Raw genomic sequence first — 16623 nt, forward strand, 5'->3', positions numbered from 1 at the left:
CAGTTTCGAAAAATCCGGCCTTCATGACGATTGCGTCATATCACTGTCACATTACTGTCATGAACGCCAGATGAACCGGCGGCGGGGAACTTTGTTCCGGCGAAAAAATTTTGCGGTGCGAAGAAGGGGCTTGCGAGGCGGCTTCGCGATTGCGATCGGTGGGCGCGCACGGTAGAGGAATGGACATGACCGACACGCCTTCACGCACCGACACACTCCGCATTTCCATCGCCCAGCTGAACCCGACCGTGGGTGACGTGACGGGCAACCTTGCCAAGGCCCGCGAGGCGCGTGCGGAGGCCGCCGCCCATGGGGCGGACCTGGTGATGCTGACGGAACTCTTCATCTCCGGCTATCCGCCGGAAGACCTCGTGCTCAAGCCGGCCTTCCTGAAGGCCTGCCTGACGGCGGTCGAGGAACTGGCCGCCGAGACGGCCGACGGCGGTCCGGGCGTGGTGATCGGCTTTCCGCGCCAGTGCGAGGCCGGGCGGCACAATTCGGTGGCGCTGCTCGACGGCGGCAAGATCGTCGCGATCCGCGACAAGGTCGATCTGCCGAACTACGGAGAGTTCGACGAGAAACGCGTCTTTGTCGCCGGCGACATGCCGGGACCGGTTAATTTCAGGGGGGTTCGGATCGGCATTCCGATCTGTGAGGATATCTGGGGCGATCTTGGCGTCTGCGAGACGCTGGCGGAATCGGGGGCTGAAATCCTGCTCTCGCCGAACGGCTCTCCGTACTATCGCGGCAAGGTCGACGTGCGACACCAGGTGGTGCTCAGGCAGGTGATCGAGACTGGATTGCCGATGGTCTATGCCAACCAGCTGGGCGGCCAGGACGAACTCGTCTTCGACGGCGCGAGCTTTGCCTTCAACGCCGACAAGACGCTCGCCTTCCAGATGAGCCAGTTCGAGCAGACGCAATACGTATCGACGTGGAAGCGCTCGGCCGACGGCTGGCGCTGCGACAGCGGCCCGGTGTCGAAAATCCCGACGGCCGAGGAGGCGGACTACCGCGCCTGCATGCTGGGCTTCCGCGATTACGTCAACAAGAACGGATTCAAGAGCGTGGTGCTCGGCCTTTCGGGCGGGATCGATTCCGCCATCTGCGCGGCGATCGCCGTCGATGCGCTGGGCGAGGAGAGGGTGCGCACCGTGATGCTGCCCTATCGCTACACGTCGCAGGAGAGCTTCACCGATGCCGAAGCCTGTGCAAAGGCGCTCGGCTGCCATTACGATACGGTCCCGATCGCCGAACCGGTGGAAGGCTTCCTGTCGGCTTTGTCGGAGATGTTCGAAGGCACCGAGAGCGGCATCACCGAGGAAAACCTGCAGAGCCGGACGCGCGGCACGATCCTGATGGCGATCTCCAACAAGTTCGGGTCGATGGTCGTGACCACCGGCAACAAGTCGGAAATGTCGGTCGGCTACGCCACGCTCTACGGCGACATGAACGGCGGGTTCAACCCGATCAAGGACCTCTACAAGATGCAGGTCTACGCGTTGTCGGCCTGGCGCAACAGCCACGTGCCGCCCGGTGCGCTCGGGCCTTCGGGCGAGGTGATCCCCGCGAATATCCTGTCCAAGGCGCCGTCGGCCGAGCTTCGCCCCAACCAGACCGACCAGGATTCTCTCCCGCCTTACCCGGTTCTCGACGACATTCTCGAATGCCTCGTCGAAAAGGAGATGTCGGTCGACGAGATCGTCGCCCGTGGCCATGACATCGCGACCGTCCATCGCGTCGAGCACCTGCTTTATTTGGCCGAATACAAGCGCCGCCAGTCGGCGCCGGGCGTGAAGATCACCAAGAAGAATTTCGGCCGCGATCGTCGCTATCCGATCACCAATCGCTTCCGGGATCGTTGAACCCTTCATCGGGAGGAGGCCCGGATGCGCAGTTCGGTCGAGATCTATGACATTGCGACACGCGAATGCGAGGTCGTCTGGCAGACGGAAGACTTGGTCGAGGCGCCCAACTGGTCGCGCGACGGGGATTTCCTCGTTATCAACGGCGATGGCCTGCTCTATGCCCTGCCGCTCGACGAGGACGATCCGGAGCCGGAACTGATCGACACGGGTTTCGCGGTGCGTCTCAACAACGACCACGGGCTTTCGCCCGATGGCGCCTCGATTGCCTTCTCCGACAAGACGCTGTTCGGCAAATCGTGCATCTATATCCTCGGCGACGGGGATGACCAGCCGCGGCAGGTGACGGCCAACATGCCGTCCTACTGGCACGGCTGGTCGCCGGACGGGCGAGAGCTCGCCTATTGCGGCATCCGCGACGACCAGTTCGATATCTATACGATCTCCGTCAACGGCGGCGCCGAGCGGCGACTGACATCGGGCGAGGGCCGCAATGACGGACCCGACTATTCGCCCGACGGACAGTGGATCTATTTCAATTCCAGCCGCACCGGTCTGATGCAGATCTGGCGCATGCATCCCGATGGCACCGGGCTCGAGCAACTGACGTCGGACGGTTACGGCGACTGGTTTCCGCATCCGTCGCCCGATGGCAGCAAGGTGCTGTTTCTCTCCTATGACGCCGACGTCTTCGACCATTCACGCGACAAGACCGTCCGGCTTCGGCTGATGGATGCCGATGGCGGCGATGTCGAGACGCTGTTCGAGTTCTTCGGCGGGCAGGGCAGCATCAATGTGCCCAACTGGTCGCCGGACGGCAGCGCGTTCGCCTTCGTCCGCTATTTCCCGGAATAGCATCCGGGTGTCGCAGGCAGGGCTTTGCCTTGCCCTCCGGGCGCGCTAGAACATCATCGTCAGGTGCCCTCGGCGACGGGGGAGAATCGGGAAGCCGGTGGAAATCCGGTGCGTGCCCAACGCTGTGAGGCGGATGACTTTTCCAGGGAGCGGTTGCTCCGGCCACTGGCGGTTTCGCCGGGAAGGCGGGAAAGGCAGACGAAGCCGAGCCAGAAGACCGGCCTGACGAGATAGGCTTTGCCTGCGTGGACGGCAGGCGGTCGCATGCACCGTTGGGGATTTGACGATGCACGACGAACCGAACGACCATCTCGTGCGGGCCGCTGCCTTTTCGCCGGAAGAGCGGGAAGCGGTCTACCGCGCCATTCATACGCGCCGCGACGTGCGCGACCAGTTCCTGCCCGACCCTCTGCCCGACACCCTCGTGCGTCGCCTGCTGGAAGCCGCCCACGCCGCGCCCTCCGTCGGCTTCATGCAGCCGTGGAACTTCATCGTGGTGCGCGACGAGGCAAAGCGGCAGGCTGTCTGGCAAGCCTTCAGCCGTGCCAACGACGAGGCGGCGGCCATGTTTCCGCAGGAGCGTCGTGACGCATACATGCGGCTGAAGCTGGAGGGCATCCGCAAGGCGCCCGTCGGCATCTGCGTCACCTGCGACCCGACGCGGAGCGGTCCGGTGGTTCTTGGCCGGACCCACAATCCGCGCATGGACAGCTATTCCTCCGTCTGCGCGGTGCAGAACCTCTGGCTCGCGGCGAGGGCTGAGGGGATCGGCATGGGCTGGGTCAGCATCTTCCACCAGGAGGATCTGCGTGTGCTCCTCAACATTCCCGAGCATGTGGAAATCATCGGCTGGTTCTGTCTCGGCTATGTCGAGAGGCTCTATGATCAGCCGGAGCTTGCGATCAAGGGCTGGCGGCAGCGGATGCCGCTCGATGAACTCGTCTTCGAGGAGGCATGGCCTTCGTCCTAAAGGTGTCTGAATTCGATCGGTCGCTTAAAAGCTGCATCATATGTTTAATGTTATTTTAAAGGACGATTACTAATTTCAGCATCACGTAACGGCAACGAGCTGCCTATGCGGGATCATTGATCCCCCTAGGGGCGGTTGCTGCGCACGAGAGTGTTTGAGCGGAGAAATCATGTCTTTTGGAAATGTTAGACTTGGCCGGGCGGTGCCCGTTGCCGTGGCGGGCCTCGTTGCCCTGAGCGCCGGATCGCTTGTCATCTCGGATATTGTTGGTCAGCGGCAGCTCGCTGATGTGATTGACCTGCATGAGCGCACACAGAACGAAGCGCTGCTCATCCGCGAGCTGGTGACGCTCCAGAAGAATGTCGAGCTCTCCGTTGTCAGCACGCAGGAATCGCTGACCGATATTTCGGCTACACAGGGCAGAGACGGTCTCGATGACGGTTTCGCGCTCGCCGAGGAAGAGGCGCGGCATCTGAACGAATATGCGGGTGGCATTACGCAGCTTGCGTCGAAACTCAATTCACCCGAACTGGCCTCCGCCATTGGTCAGCTCGTCGCGCGGTACGATGAGTTCCACGCCGGCGGCATCGAGATGGCCAAGGCCTATATCGCGGGTGGGCCGGAGAAGGGCAATGTCCTCATGGGCAATTTCGACGCCGTGTCCGACGCGCTGCAGGCCGAAGTGGAATCGATGACGTCGATCGTCTCCGGCATCGTCGCGAAAAGCGACGCCGAGGCCGGGGCGGCGCTGGTCAGCGTGCAGGCGAACGGCGCCCGGATGCTGCTGGTTATGGAGCTGCTTGGCGCTTTCACCGTGCTGTGCGGCATCGCGCTGGCGTTTTTCGTGTCGCGGCGCCTGATGCGGCCGTTGACGCGGGCGACCGGCGCCATGAACGGCCTTGCGGAAGGAAAGCTGTCGGTCTCGCTCGACGGCGCCGATCGCGGCGACGAGATCGGAGATCTGGCCCGCGCCTTCGTCAAGTTCCGAGAGAACCTTCTCGCCAAGCAGCAGGCGGACGAGGAAGACAAGCGCCGCAGGCTGGAAATGGACGACATGCGCTCGTCGGAAGAGGCGCGGCGGACCGCCGAATTCAATCGGTCTAAGTCGACGGTCGACGTTCTGGCCGACGCGCTCGACCGTCTTGCCGGGGGTGACCTGACGGCCCGTATCCACACCACCTTCGACGGCGAATACGACCGGCTTCGCCTCAACTTCAACCAGTCGGCGGAGAAGCTTCAGCGGGCGATGACCGATATCTCGAACATCTCCGACGAAATCCGTGGCGACTCGGCCGAGATGCGTTCCGCCTCAGACGGCCTGGCGCGGCGGACCGAGCAGCAGGCGGCAGCGCTCGAAGAGACCGCGGCGGCTCTCGGGCAAATCACCGACACGGTGAAGAACGCCTCCCGTATCGCCGACGAGGCGGGCCAGAAGGTCGCCGAGGCGAGCAAGCGGGCAGACCAGTCGGACGGTATCGTGCGCAACGCGATCAAGGCCATGGGTGACATCGAGCGGAGTTCCTCGCAAATCGGCCAGATCATCGGCGTGATCGACGAGATCGCCTTCCAGACCAACCTGCTCGCGCTCAACGCCGGCGTCGAGGCCGCGCGTGCTGGCGATGCCGGCAAGGGCTTCGCCGTGGTTGCCCAGGAAGTCCGCGAACTGGCGCAGCGGTCCGCGACCGCGGCCAAGGAGATCGCCGCGCTGATCAGTCAGTCGAACGGTGCCGTCAGCAACGGCGTGTCGCTGGTCAACCAGTCCGGCGAAATCCTGTCGCTGATCCAACAGCAGGTGCTCCAGATCAACGATGACATCCGCCACATCGTGACGGGTGCTCGCGAGCAGGCCATGGGCCTCAGCGAGATCAATTCCGCGATTTCGCAGATGGATCAGGTCACGCAGCAGAATGCCGCCATGGTCGAGGAAATGACCGCGTCCGCACACAAACTCGCGGGCGAAGCCGAGGACATGAGCGGCCAGATCGGCCAGTTCCGGCTTTCACAGGAGCGGCAGCCCCGCTTGTCACGCGCCGCGTGACACACCGATACCGCAGGAGCCGCCGATCGGGCGGCTCTTTGCATTTGGGCGGCCAAGCGTCACTGCTGCAGCGGTTGCGGGCCGTCGAGCGCCGGGTTCTTGAGGTCGATGCTGCTTGTTTCCGTCGGCAGGAAGGTCGGTCCGACCTGACGTACCTTGTCCCTGGCCGGATCGTATGGCCGTTCGCGCGCCTCGATCGGTTCATCCGGCTTGGCGGGGCGGGTTCTTATCTGCTTGATCGACGAATAGAGCTGCTCTTCCCGGCCAAGCGATGGCTGCGACTGCCTGGCGCGGTCGTAGTAGGCCGACAGGTTGCAGCTGCAGGAGGGGTCCTTGGTGGAAGCGCGGCCCAGATAGGCGAAGGCGCCGGGCATTTCGCGGTAGGGACGGCCGGTCGTGGCCGACACCATCTCCGCCGATTCCTGTTTCATGATCGAGTGGTAGTAGAGCTCGGTCTCTGTGCCGGGGCACATCTGCTGGCACATCGCCGCATCCCGCCGGAAGCTCAGCGGTGTGGCATTCGACGAGATCGGGAAAAAGGCGCCGTCGCAGGTCCGCACACAGAGCGTCCGGAGCGTGCCTACCCGGTCCGACGGGCTCAGCGTCCAGCCGCCATCGGTGTCCAGTCCCTCGTCCGGGATGCGCAATTCGCCGATCATGGCATCATCCTCGACCACCGCCGAGGCCAGGTCGGCGGCCGGACCGTCTCCGCAGCCATTGGTGCGCATGGCCGCGAGAACGCGGTTGCGCGCCGCCTGCTGGCCGACGCTGCGCTCCAGGCCTTCGCGCTTCGAGGTCAGGATGCGCTTGTTGTTTTCCATCCGGTCGAGCGCGTCATTCAGAACGTCGCAGCCTGACGGCTCGCTGACCACGGTGATGCTCCCGCTCGTGCAGCCGAGGCGTTTCCGGTCCTGTATCGTCTTGCGGATCTCCAGGTTCTGTCTGGCTATTGCGCTGGAATAACTGCGGATTTCGGCCGTCGTCGCCTCGCTCTCCGGCGTGTTGGCGAGCTTCATGCGCAGCCTGTCGCAGACGAGCGAGGCCTCGGCTCCGCCTGCCTGCGTGGCAAGGAGCAAAGCCAGGGAAAGCAACTGCAGCAATGGGCGGCGTTGTTTCACGCGTTCATCCTGTGGGGCCGGGGCGGGACGGCTTCCGCCTGTTCCGCCCTCACCATAACCAAGCGGTGCCACAAGGCCAACCGCTTATGGCGGTTTTGCTTAATGGCGGCGGGGCGAGGCCGGAGGCGCGACATCCTTCGGGGTGTCGCGCCGAATATCCGGAGCGTTGGATCAGACGGGCTGTTCAGCCTCTACGACCGCGAGCGCTGCCATGTTGACCACGCCTCTCGACGTCACCGAGGTCGACAGGATGTGGGCGGGCAGGGCGGCGCCGAGCAGGATCGGGCCGACATGCAGCGCGTCCATCATCGTGCGGACGATGCCGAGCGAGATGTTGGCCGCGTCGAGGTTGGGGAACACCAGCAGGTTGGCCTCGCCGGTCAGCGTGCTATCGGGCATGGCACGCTTGCGCAGGCTTTCCGACAGCGCCGAACCGCCCTGCATTTCGCCGTCGACTTCCAAATCGGGTGCCAGCTCGCGGACGAGTACCAGCGCCTCGCGCATCTTGCGGGCGCTTTCGGAATCGCGCGAGCCGAAGTTCGAATGGGCCACAAGCGCCGCACGCGGCGTGATGCCGAAGCGGCGGATTTCCTGGGCGGCGAGCACCGTCATCTCGGCGATCTCCGCGGCGGACGGGTTATATGTCACGAAGGTGTCGGTGAAGAAGATCGCGCCGCGTTGCGAGATCAACAGGCTGAGGCCGGAGAAGGCGCAGACGCCGGGCTTCTTGCCGATGATCTGCCGGACATCGCGCAGGTGGCGGTCGAAACGGCCTTCGAGGCCGCAGATCAGAGCATCGGCATCGCCCCGGCGCACGGCGAGCGCGCCGATCACCGTGTTGCTGGTGCGCACGATGGTGCGCGCTGCCTCGGGGTTGACGCCGGCACGGCCGACAAGGGCAAAATACTCGTCGACATATTCGCGGTAACGCGGATCGTCTTCGGGATTGACCAGTTCGAAGTCGGCACCGGCGCGGATGCGCAGGCCGAAGCGTTTGAGGCGCGTCTCGATGATCTGCGGACGGCCGACCAGAATCGGGCGGCCCGTTCCTTCCTCGATCAACACCTGGGCGGCGCGCAGCACGCGTTCGTCCTCGCCCTCGGCAAAGATCACCCGCTTCTTCTCGGCCTTCTTGGCGGCGGCGAAGATTGGCTTCATGACGAAGCCGGAGCGGAACACGAAGCGGTTCAGTTGATCCATGTAAACGTCGAAATCGGCGATCGGCCGTCGCGCCACGCCGGTCTCGGCCGCGGCACGCGCCACGGCCGGGGCAATGCGCAGGATAAGGCGCGGATCGAAGGGCGAGGGGATCAGGTAATTCGGGCCGAAGGTCGGGGATTCGCCGGTATAGGCCTTGGCCGCGACCTCGGAGACTTCCTCGCGCGCCAGCGCGGCGATGGCGCGGACGGCGGCCAGTTTCATTTCCTCGTTGATGGTCGTGGCGCCGCAGTCCAACGCGCCCCTGAAAATATAGGGGAAGCAGAGGACGTTGTTGACCTGGTTCGGGAAGTCCGAGCGGCCGGTGCAGATCATTGCGTCGGGACGGGCGGCGCGCGCCAGGTCCGGCATGATCTCGGGCGTGGGATTGGCCAGCGCCATGATCAGCGGGTTTTCCGCCATGCGCTCCAGCAGGTCCGGCTTCAAGACGCCGGCGGCGGAGAGGCCAAGGAAGACGTCGGCGCCGTCGATCGATTGCGACAGCTCGCGCTTGTCGCTGTCCTGCGCGTAGACGGCCTTCCACTGGTCCATCAGGGCTTCGCGGCCGACATAGACAAGGCCTTCGATGTCGTGGACCCAGATGTTTTCGCGTCTGGCGCCAAGCTCGACGAGCAGATTGAGGCAGGCGAGGGCTGCCGCACCCGCGCCCGAGGCGACGATCTTGGCGCTGGCGATCGACTTGCCGGCCAATTCAAGGCCGTTCAGGATCGCGGCTGCGACGATGATGGCGGTGCCGTGCTGGTCGTCGTGGAAGACGGGGATATTCATCTTCTCGCGCAGCTGCCGCTCCACCTCGAAGCATTCCGGCGCCTTGATGTCCTCGAGGTTGATGCCGCCGAAGGTGGGCTCGAGCGCGGCGACTGTGCTGACCATCTGGTCGACCAGCGGCGCCTCGATCTCGATGTCGAAGACGTCGATGCCGGCGAACTTCTTGAAGAGGACCGCCTTGCCTTCCATCACCGGCTTGGAGGCGAGCGGACCGATGTTGCCAAGGCCGAGAACGGCGCTGCCATTCGAGACAACGGCGACCAGGTTGCCGCGCGCGGTGTAGTCGAAAGCGGTTTCCGGATCGTCGCGGATCGCAAGGCAGGGGGCTGCGACGCCCGGCGAGTAGGCCAGCGCCAGGTCGCGCTGGTTGCCAAGGGGCTTGGTCGCCTGAATCTCGAGCTTACCGGGGCGCGGATAGCGGTGGTAGAACAGCGCCTGTTCGTCCAGATCTGCCGGCACCGTGCCGATTGGTTTCTTGGTCGTGTCGCTCGTATCCATGCTGTCCCCGCGTGCGGTCGTCTTAAGTTCAATCGATTCCTGCATACACCAAATGGCGCACGCTGGGAGTACCCGCAGCCAATTGCTGGCGATTTTGTGACGTGACAGGGTTACCCCATCATGACAGTCTGTGCAGCGGTGCCGAGTGAAGGTCTATGCGCTCCACCCGTTAGAGACGACTTGAGTACCGGAGGGCGAACCGGGCTGATGATGACACTGAGATGCTTGCTGATTGCCATCGGTCTCATCCTCTGGGGCGTGGGGACGGCCGGGGCCAACAATTTCTACATCGGAACCTGGACCTACAAGGGCTGCACCCTGCACCTCAAGGGCGGCGACATCCTCGGCAACCTCCAGGCGGAGACGAATTTCTGCTCGGGCGACTGGGCCTTCGTCACCCAGTGGCGGATGTCAGGCGATCTGGTCGATCTAAGAACCGTTCTCGACAAGTCGGTGGCGCGGCTGAAACCATCGGGCGGCGACCTCGTGACATATCTGTCGTCCGGTGCCGAGATCCGCTTCAAGCGCACCACACCGGCGCCGGCGGGTGCTGCGCCACGGGTGGCCGGAAGCGGTTCGGTGCCGGTGGGGGCACCGGAAGCCTTCGTCCGCGGTGTTTCCTGCGTCAAGCGCGGCAGCGGCGACAGCTGCGCCACCGACTACGAGCTCGGCCTTCCCACGTCTCTGCCACGCAATTCCACCGCCTACACCAAGCCCGTTAACGTCACCGTTCTGACAGGGCTGAACTTCAGGGCGAAGATCGGTTTCGACCAGCCGGTGCATTTCAGCATCCCGGCCGGCAGCTGCGTGCCGATCTGGGCCTGTTTCGATACCAACGGAACAGGTCCGTGGTGTGTCACGCGCGTCAACGGGAAGCAGGGTTATCTGGCCATGTTCAGCAAGCGTTCCAGCGGCGAGATGCAGGTCAACTACACGACGGGATGCGCCGGCTGATCCGAATCCGCACGCGGCTTCGCCAGCGCTGTCATCTTCCTGATACAAGAGTCTGATCTTGGAAGGCCAAACGCTGATGAGGCGAGAGGCCATGATCATGACTTCCCATTCTGAACCCCGCAAGTACAGAACGCTGTTCATCTCCGACGTCCACCTCGGTTCGAAGGCGGCCAAGACGGATTTCCTGCTCGATTTCCTGCGCGAGCACGAGGCGGAAAAGATCGTCCTCGTCGGCGACATCGTCGACGGCTGGCGCCTGAAGCGCAGCTGGTTCTGGCCGCAAGACTGCAACGACGTGGTGCAGAAACTGCTGCGCAAGGCGCGCAAGGGAACGCATATCGTTTACATCCCGGGCAATCACGACGAGTTTCTCCGCGATTTTCCCGGCACGCATTTCGGCGGGATCGAAGTGGCCGAGCGCATCATCCATGAAGCCGCCGACGGCAAGAAGTATCTCGTCCTGCATGGCGACGAGTTCGACGTCGTGGTGCGCAATGCCCGCCTGCTCGCCTATCTCGGCGACTGGGCCTATGACGCGGCGATTTCGATCAACGTCGTGCTGTCGGCCGTGCGGCGTCGTCTCGGAATGCCCTACTGGTCATTCTCCGCCTGGGCCAAGCAGCAGGTCAAGCAGGCCGTCAACTTCATCGGCGAGTTCCAGCGGGTCGTGGCCGAGGAGGCCCGCCGCAACGAGGTCGACGGCGTGATTTGCGGCCATATCCATCATGCCGTGATGGAGGATATCGACGGTATCCACTACATCAACACGGGCGACTGGGTCGAAAGCTGCACTGCCGTTGTCGAGCATTTCGACGGCCGGTTCGAGATGATCTCCTGGGGTCACATGATCGCCATGCCGAAGAAGGTGAAGCTGCTCGCCGCGCCCGCCGTACCGGTTTTGCTGCCGGAAGGGGCGAAGGCCGAAGACGTCCAGGCGGCGTGATTTCGGCAGGGCTTTCGGCCTGCTGTTGCGATATGGAGACGCCTGCTGCTTAACGGTTGCGGACGGGTGCTTTTTGCCCAAGGCTTGTCTATAGTCCGGCGTCCGCGAGCCGTTTGGCGTGACTCGCGGCGTCTGTATGTATCGAGCAAGCGGAGATGGCAGCAGCTTGAAGCCCGTTCATCCTGACAGCGCACGGATCGAGCTCGCCAGTTCCGGCGGAGGAGCGGATGCGCAGCTGCGCCTGTCGGGCGCCTGGCTCAACACCAGCATCGGCGGTGTGCTCCAGCCTCTGGACGAACTCGGCGCGTCCGGGGGCGGAGGCCGGGTCGACATCGATCTCAGCGGCGTCACGGACATGGACACGACCGGCGCGTGGCTCGTCAAGCGGCTCCTGGTGACCCGGCGGAAGGCCGGGGCGGAGGTTCGTCTCGTCGGCGCGTCCGCCATCATGACCGACCTGGTCGAGGCCCTGCCGGAGAGGGTCGAGACCGAGGCCGGCAAAGGCCCGAAGCCTGCCCTTTTTCAACGTATCTTCACGCCGATCGGAAAGGGCGCCTACGACCTTTTCGACGATGTCGTCGCGATGCTCTACGTCGTCGGCTCTGCCGTGCGCGGCGCGCAGATGAAGCTTGGCCGTGGCGGCGGCGTCTCGCCTGCGGCCGTCGTCAACCAACTCGATCACATGGGCGTGCGCGCGGTTCCGATCATCGCGCTGATGTCGTTCCTGATCGGCGCGATCATCGCCCAGCAGGGCGCTTTCCAACTTCGCTATTTCGGTGCGGAAGTCTTCGTCGTCGATCTCGTCGGCATTCTCCAACTGCGCGAGATCGGCGTGCTCTTGACGGCGATCATGATCGCCGGCCGCTCCGGCAGCGCGATCACGGCCGAAATCGGCTCGATGAAGATGCGCGAGGAGGTCGATGCGCTCAAGGTCATCGGCCTCAATCCGATCGGCGTGCTGGTCTTTCCGCGCCTCGTGGCGCTCACCATCGCCTTGCCGCTGCTTGCGGTGATCGCCAATTTCTCGGCGCTCGTCGGCGCGGCGATTATCGCCAATGTCTATTCGGGCGTCACCTATGAGGTGTTCATCTCGCGCCTGCACGATGCGATCGACTATTCGACCGTCGCGTCGGGCATGATCAAGGCGCCGTTCATGGCGCTGCTGATCGGTGTCGTCGCCGCCGTCGAGGGCATGAAGGTCGGCGGCAGTGCGGAGTCGCTCGGCCACCACGTCACCGCCTCGGTGGTGAAGTCCATTTTCGTCGTCATCCTCGTGGATGCCCTGTTCGCCATGTTCTATTCGGCGATCGATTTTTGAGGAGCGACGGTTTGAACGAGAAGAGGCAGGGCAAGTCGGGACGCGAGGTCGTACTGTCGGTGCACGGCGTCACCGTGGGCTTCGGACCCAAGATCGTTCTGGATCATCTCGACCTCGACATCTATCGCGGCGAGATCCTCGGTTTCGTCGGCGCGTCGGGCGCGGGCAAGTCTGTGCTCATGCGGACGATCCTGCGCCTGCTGCCGCGTCGTGCGGGGCGGATCGAAATCCTCGGCACGGATTACGATAATGCGACGCAGGAGGAACGCGCACGGCTCGACATGCGTTTAGGGGTGCTGTTCCAGCATGGGGCGCTCTTTTCCTCGCTGACCGTCAAGGAGAACATCCAGCTGCCGATGCGCGAATATCTCGACCTGCCGCAATGGCTGATGGACGAACTGGCGCATCTGAAGATCAAGCTGGTCGGCTTGCAGGAGGATGCGGCGGACAAGTATCCGTCCGAACTGTCCGGCGGCATGATCAAGCGCGCCGCGCTCGCCCGCGCGCTGGCGCTCGATCCCGATCTGGTCTTCCTCGACGAGCCGACCTCCGGTCTTGACCCCATTGGCGCGGCCGAGTTCGATGATCTGATCGCAAGGCTCCGCGACACGCTGGGGCTGACGGTCTATATGGTGACGCACGACCTCGACAGCCTGTTTTCCGTCTGCGACCGAATTGCGGTACTCGGCGAGAAGCGGGTCTTGGTGGAGGGTACGATAGACGATATGCTCGCCTGCGACGATCCCTGGGTGCGCTCCTATTTCCGCGGCAAGCGGGCCCGATCCATTGTGCCGGCCTCCGAGGCGGGCGAAAATCCGATGAAGTGACGTAACGACATGGAAACCAGAGCCAACTACGCAATCGTCGGATTTTTCGCGGTCGTCGTGATCTTCGCCGCCTTCGGCTTCATCTACTGGATGTCCGAATACGGCCGCGGCGGCCCGACGGCGCAGCTGATCATCCGCATTCCAGGTTCCGCCAACGGGCTGAGCGTCGGCTCTCCCGTGCGCTTCAACGGTATTGCGGTCGGTTCGGTGCGCAGCCTGTTCATCGATAAGGCCGATCCAAAGTATTCCATCGCCATGACCGAAATTCGGGCCGATGCGCCGGTCACCGCGTCGAGCACGGCGGTCCTTGAGATCCAGGGGCTGACGGGTGCTGCCTATATCGAACTTTCCGGCGGGGAGCCGGGCGATCGGGAAATCCTCAGGGATTCGATCGAGCGGGACGAGCCGGCCGTGCTCGTCGCCGACCAGTCGAGCGTTACGAACCTGCTCGCGACCGCTGACAAGATCCTGCAGCGGGCCGACAGCGCGATCGGCGATCTGCAGGGCTTCATCGCCGATGCGCGTACGCCGCTCACGAACACCGTTCGCAATGCCGAGACCTTTTCCAAGGCGCTCGCCGACAATGCCGATGGTGTCGACAAGTTCCTCACCAGCGTGAGCGCGCTGTCCGATACGGTCACGGGTCTCTCCGGCCGTCTCGATTCGACGCTGACGGCGGTTGAGGATCTGGTGCGGGCGGTCGATGCGAAGAAGATCGACACGATCCTGTCGAATGTCGAGACGGTGAGCCGCAATGCCGCCGACGTGTCGGCGAAGGCGGGTCCGGTCATCGACGAATTCGAGGCGACGATCGCGAATTTCAAGCAGTTCGGTGCCAGCGCCAACGAGACGCTCGACCGGGTCGACCAGCTGATCGCCGCCGTCGACAGCCAGAAGATCGGCAAGGCGGTCGACGACATCTCTGTCGCCACCGGCGAAGCGCGGGAGGCGATCTCCTCCTTCGCGGAAGTCGGCAAGAATGTCAGCGGACGCCAGCAGGACATCGACCAGGCGATCACCGATTTCACGCAGCTTGCCAACAAGCTCAACAATTCCTCCGACCGTGTCGACAGCATCCTCAGGAAGGTCGACGAACTACTCGGCACCGACGACACCAAGTCGCTCTCGGCCGAGGCGCGGCGCACCCTCGAGTCGATTCGGGCGGTTGCCGACAACCTCAATGCCCAGATCGGCCCGATTGCCGCCAACCTGGCGCGGTTCTCCGGCACGGGGCTGAGAGACATCCAGTCGCTGGTCGGCGAGACGCGCGATGCGGTGCGCACGCTGAATTCGGCTGTGAGCAATTTCGACGAAAATCCGCAGCGGTTGCTTTTCGGCGGGGAAACCGTCAAGCAGTATGACGGGCGGACAAGGCGTTGAGGACAGACATGCGGGAAGGCGGGGTAGTCATGGGTGTATCGGAGCGTCTTGCGTATCGCCGGGGTGTCACCGCCGCCGTTGTCGCGGTTTGCCTGGCAGCGCTGTCCGGCTGCGGCACGGGTGCCAAGAACGACACCTTCGATCTTTCGGCGGCCGCGATAGAGGCCTCGTCCTCCGCGCGCTCGCGGCAGCTGCTGGTCCCCGATCCGACTGCGCTCAAGGTGCTCGACAGCGAACAGGTCGTCGTCCGTCTCTCGGGTTCGGAGGTTCAGTATCTCTCCGGTGCCCAATGGAGCGACAGCCTGCCGAAGGTGGTCCAGGCCAAGCTCGTCGAGACCTTCGAGAACACCGGCCGTCTCGGCGGTGTCGGCAAGCCGGGGCAGGGACTTGCCATCGACTACCAGCTGGTCACTGATATCAGGGCCTTCGAGATCGATACCAATGGTGCCGACCGGGCGATCGTCGAGATCTCCGTCAAGCTGCTCAACGACCGGAACGGCACGGTGAAGGCGCAGCAGGTGTTTCGCGCCACCGTCCCCGCATCGGGCACACAGAACCCCGCCTATATCGCCGCGCTCGACAGAGCTTTCGGCCAGGTTTCGGCGCAGATCGTGTCGTGGACGCTGTCGAATATCTGACGGCGCTTTCACCTTGAAAAAAAAGATTACGGCCCTGGCATCGTCCAGGGCTTTGTTTTTGTTGAGATACTGGCGACCTCGACGTCGACCCCGAAAAATTTTGAAAAATACTTTTTGCTCCGCGTCCCCCTTTTTCCAGGCCGTGAGACAATTCTCCCGTTCCGCTTTGGATACACCGGCAGACGTGCCGGCGAGGCGGGACCGGCGCCTGGGCGGGTGGGAGCGGACGCGATCCTTCATCCCCGAGGGCCGACCGGAATGAGGCATGCCACGGCGACGCCCAATGCGTCGCCGCAGAGACCGGACGGCAACTGACACGTGTCGACCGGAGGAGGCATCGGGTGGCGCCGATGCTGGCATGGATCAGGCCGGGAGACTTAATTGCCGAACGGGGCGCCGATAAAGCTGCCACGAACGACACCGCATGGCATACCGCATACCCGGCAGCGCCGGTGCCCCGTCCTTCTTCGGAGGGACAACAGAATGAACAGTCACCAACCGGAGGGTTTTCGCCCGGCCGGGGTTTTGGCGCGTCTGCAGGATTGCCCCATGGGCCGCCAACGAAAAAGCCGCCGGGTGAGCGGCGGCTTTGCTGTCTGCGGACCGTGGATCGGCTTAGTTGAAGCGACCCGCCGCGTGCGCCAGCATGGTGTAGACCTTGCCGGTATCGGACGTCAGGTAGGATTGCGTCACGGTCTTGTCGCGGTCGGTGCGGGCGACGTCGGCGAGCAGCTTCTCGAAATCGGCGATGTAGCGGTCGACGGCGACGCGGAATTCCGGCTCGCGGTCGTACTTGCGCTTGATCTCGTCGAAGGTCTGCTGGCCCTTCAGCGTGTAGAGCCTGCGGGTGAAGACGTCGCGCTCGCCGCGCTGGTAGCGCCGCCACAGGTCGACCGAGGCGTCATGGTCGATGGCGCGGGCGATATCGACCGACAGCGAGTTCAGCGATTCCACGACATGGCGCGGGTTGCGGCTGTCATTGGCACGGGTGGCCTGTTGCGGTTCCGGCTGACGGGGTGCCGCCGGACGGCTCGGCTGCTCGGGCTGCTCGTCGCGGGAGGCGCCGCGCAAGAGGTCGCTGATCCAGCCACCGCTTTCGTCGCTGCGGGCCGGGGCCGTCTGGCGGGCTGGCTGCTGTTCCATGCCGAGGCTGCCGCGCAGGCCGAAGTCGGTGGCCGGAGCCTGGCGTGCCGGAGCGGCGGCGGGCGCCGGGGCACGGCGGGTCTCCTGCTG

General features: G+C 63.9%; 12 protein-coding genes, 1 pseudogene and 1 riboswitch. Of the genes and pseudogenes, 10 read left to right on the forward strand and 3 right to left on the reverse strand.

What is annotated here, in order from left to right; all coding sequences use genetic code 11:
• Window positions 1-185: 185 nt before the first annotated feature.
• From J5J10_RS06140 to J5J10_RS06155, 4 genes are all read left to right on the forward strand, one after another.
• A complete protein-coding gene (locus tag J5J10_RS06140; protein WP_211929233.1) occupies window positions 186-1865 on the forward strand; it encodes an NAD+ synthase in 1680 nt (559 codons plus the stop codon).
• A 24-nt stretch (window positions 1866-1889) separates the two neighbouring features.
• Window positions 1890-2720: a PD40 domain-containing protein gene (locus J5J10_RS06145; RefSeq protein ID WP_211929234.1), complete on the forward strand. Its 831-nt coding sequence runs from the start codon at window positions 1890-1892 to the stop codon at window positions 2718-2720.
• 44 nt (window positions 2721-2764) lie between these two features.
• Window positions 2765-2961: riboswitch (cobalamin riboswitch) on the forward strand.
• 45 nt (window positions 2962-3006) lie between these two features.
• Complete coding sequence (gene bluB / locus J5J10_RS06150; protein WP_211929235.1) at window positions 3007-3690, forward strand: 5,6-dimethylbenzimidazole synthase; 684 nt, start codon at window positions 3007-3009, stop codon at window positions 3688-3690.
• A gap of 169 nt (window positions 3691-3859) precedes the next feature.
• Window positions 3860-5728, forward strand: a complete 1869-nt coding sequence (locus tag J5J10_RS06155; protein WP_211929236.1) for a HAMP domain-containing methyl-accepting chemotaxis protein — start codon at window positions 3860-3862, stop codon at window positions 5726-5728.
• 59 nt (window positions 5729-5787) lie between these two features.
• On the opposite strand, the gene J5J10_RS22690 is transcribed toward J5J10_RS06155, so the two are convergent.
• Both J5J10_RS22690 and J5J10_RS06165 read right to left on the reverse strand, forming a co-directional pair.
• A complete protein-coding gene (locus J5J10_RS22690) occupies window positions 5788-6846 on the reverse strand; it encodes a DUF2865 domain-containing protein (RefSeq protein WP_211929237.1) in 1059 nt (352 codons plus the stop codon).
• Window positions 6847-7017: 171 nt separating this feature from the next.
• A complete protein-coding gene (locus tag J5J10_RS06165) occupies window positions 7018-9330 on the reverse strand; it encodes an NADP-dependent malic enzyme (protein ID WP_211929238.1) in 2313 nt (770 codons plus the stop codon).
• 207 nt (window positions 9331-9537) lie between these two features.
• Here J5J10_RS06165 and J5J10_RS06170 point away from each other — a divergent pair, with 207 nt between their 5' ends.
• The 6 genes from J5J10_RS06170 (at window position 9538) to J5J10_RS06195 (ending at window position 15390) form a co-directional block, all read left to right on the forward strand.
• Complete coding sequence (locus tag J5J10_RS06170; protein ID WP_211929239.1) at window positions 9538-10284, forward strand: hypothetical protein; 747 nt, start codon at window positions 9538-9540, stop codon at window positions 10282-10284.
• Window positions 10285-10381: 97 nt separating this feature from the next.
• Window positions 10382-11227: a UDP-2,3-diacylglucosamine diphosphatase gene (locus J5J10_RS06175; protein WP_208551328.1), complete on the forward strand. Its 846-nt coding sequence runs from the start codon at window positions 10382-10384 to the stop codon at window positions 11225-11227.
• 136 nt (window positions 11228-11363) lie between these two features.
• Window positions 11364-12545, forward strand: a complete 1182-nt coding sequence (locus J5J10_RS06180) for an MlaE family lipid ABC transporter permease subunit (protein WP_208551327.1) — start codon at window positions 11364-11366, stop codon at window positions 12543-12545.
• An 11-nt stretch (window positions 12546-12556) separates the two neighbouring features.
• Window positions 12557-13372, forward strand: a complete 816-nt coding sequence (locus J5J10_RS06185; protein ID WP_249116686.1) for an ABC transporter ATP-binding protein — start codon at window positions 12557-12559, stop codon at window positions 13370-13372.
• Window positions 13373-13381: 9 nt separating this feature from the next.
• Window positions 13382-14752, forward strand: coding sequence for an MlaD family protein (locus J5J10_RS06190; RefSeq protein ID WP_208551325.1), 1371 nt, complete (start codon window positions 13382-13384; stop codon window positions 14750-14752).
• A 29-nt stretch (window positions 14753-14781) separates the two neighbouring features.
• Window positions 14782-15390, forward strand: coding sequence for an ABC-type transport auxiliary lipoprotein family protein (locus J5J10_RS06195; RefSeq protein ID WP_211929241.1), 609 nt, complete (start codon window positions 14782-14784; stop codon window positions 15388-15390).
• Between the two features lie 615 nt (window positions 15391-16005).
• Here J5J10_RS06195 and J5J10_RS06200 read toward each other — a convergent pair.
• A pseudogene (locus J5J10_RS06200) lies at window positions 16006-16623 on the reverse strand (hypothetical protein); the annotation flags it as partial.

This window comes from Ciceribacter sp. L1K23, assembly GCF_018122705.1.
In the GTDB taxonomy this organism is placed as follows: Bacteria; Pseudomonadota; Alphaproteobacteria; order Rhizobiales; family Rhizobiaceae; genus Allorhizobium.

Coding starts and splice junctions, on each gene's coding strand:
- J5J10_RS06140 (WP_211929233.1), top strand. CDS start 186: ATGACCGACACGCCTTCACGCACCGACACACTCCGCATTTCCATCGCC.
- J5J10_RS06145 (WP_211929234.1), top strand. CDS start 1,890: ATGCGCAGTTCGGTCGAGATCTATGACATTGCGACACGCGAATGCGAG.
- bluB (WP_211929235.1), top strand. CDS start 3,007: ATGCACGACGAACCGAACGACCATCTCGTGCGGGCCGCTGCCTTTTCG.
- J5J10_RS06155 (WP_211929236.1), top strand. CDS start 3,860: ATGTCTTTTGGAAATGTTAGACTTGGCCGGGCGGTGCCCGTTGCCGTG.
- J5J10_RS06165 (WP_211929238.1), bottom strand. CDS start 9,330: ATGGATACGAGCGACACGACCAAGAAACCAATCGGCACGGTGCCGGCA.
- J5J10_RS06170 (WP_211929239.1), top strand. CDS start 9,538: ATGATGACACTGAGATGCTTGCTGATTGCCATCGGTCTCATCCTCTGG.
- J5J10_RS06175 (WP_208551328.1), top strand. CDS start 10,382: ATGACTTCCCATTCTGAACCCCGCAAGTACAGAACGCTGTTCATCTCC.
- J5J10_RS06180 (WP_208551327.1), top strand. CDS start 11,364: ATGTATCGAGCAAGCGGAGATGGCAGCAGCTTGAAGCCCGTTCATCCT.
- J5J10_RS06190 (WP_208551325.1), top strand. CDS start 13,382: ATGGAAACCAGAGCCAACTACGCAATCGTCGGATTTTTCGCGGTCGTC.
- J5J10_RS06195 (WP_211929241.1), top strand. CDS start 14,782: ATGGGTGTATCGGAGCGTCTTGCGTATCGCCGGGGTGTCACCGCCGCC.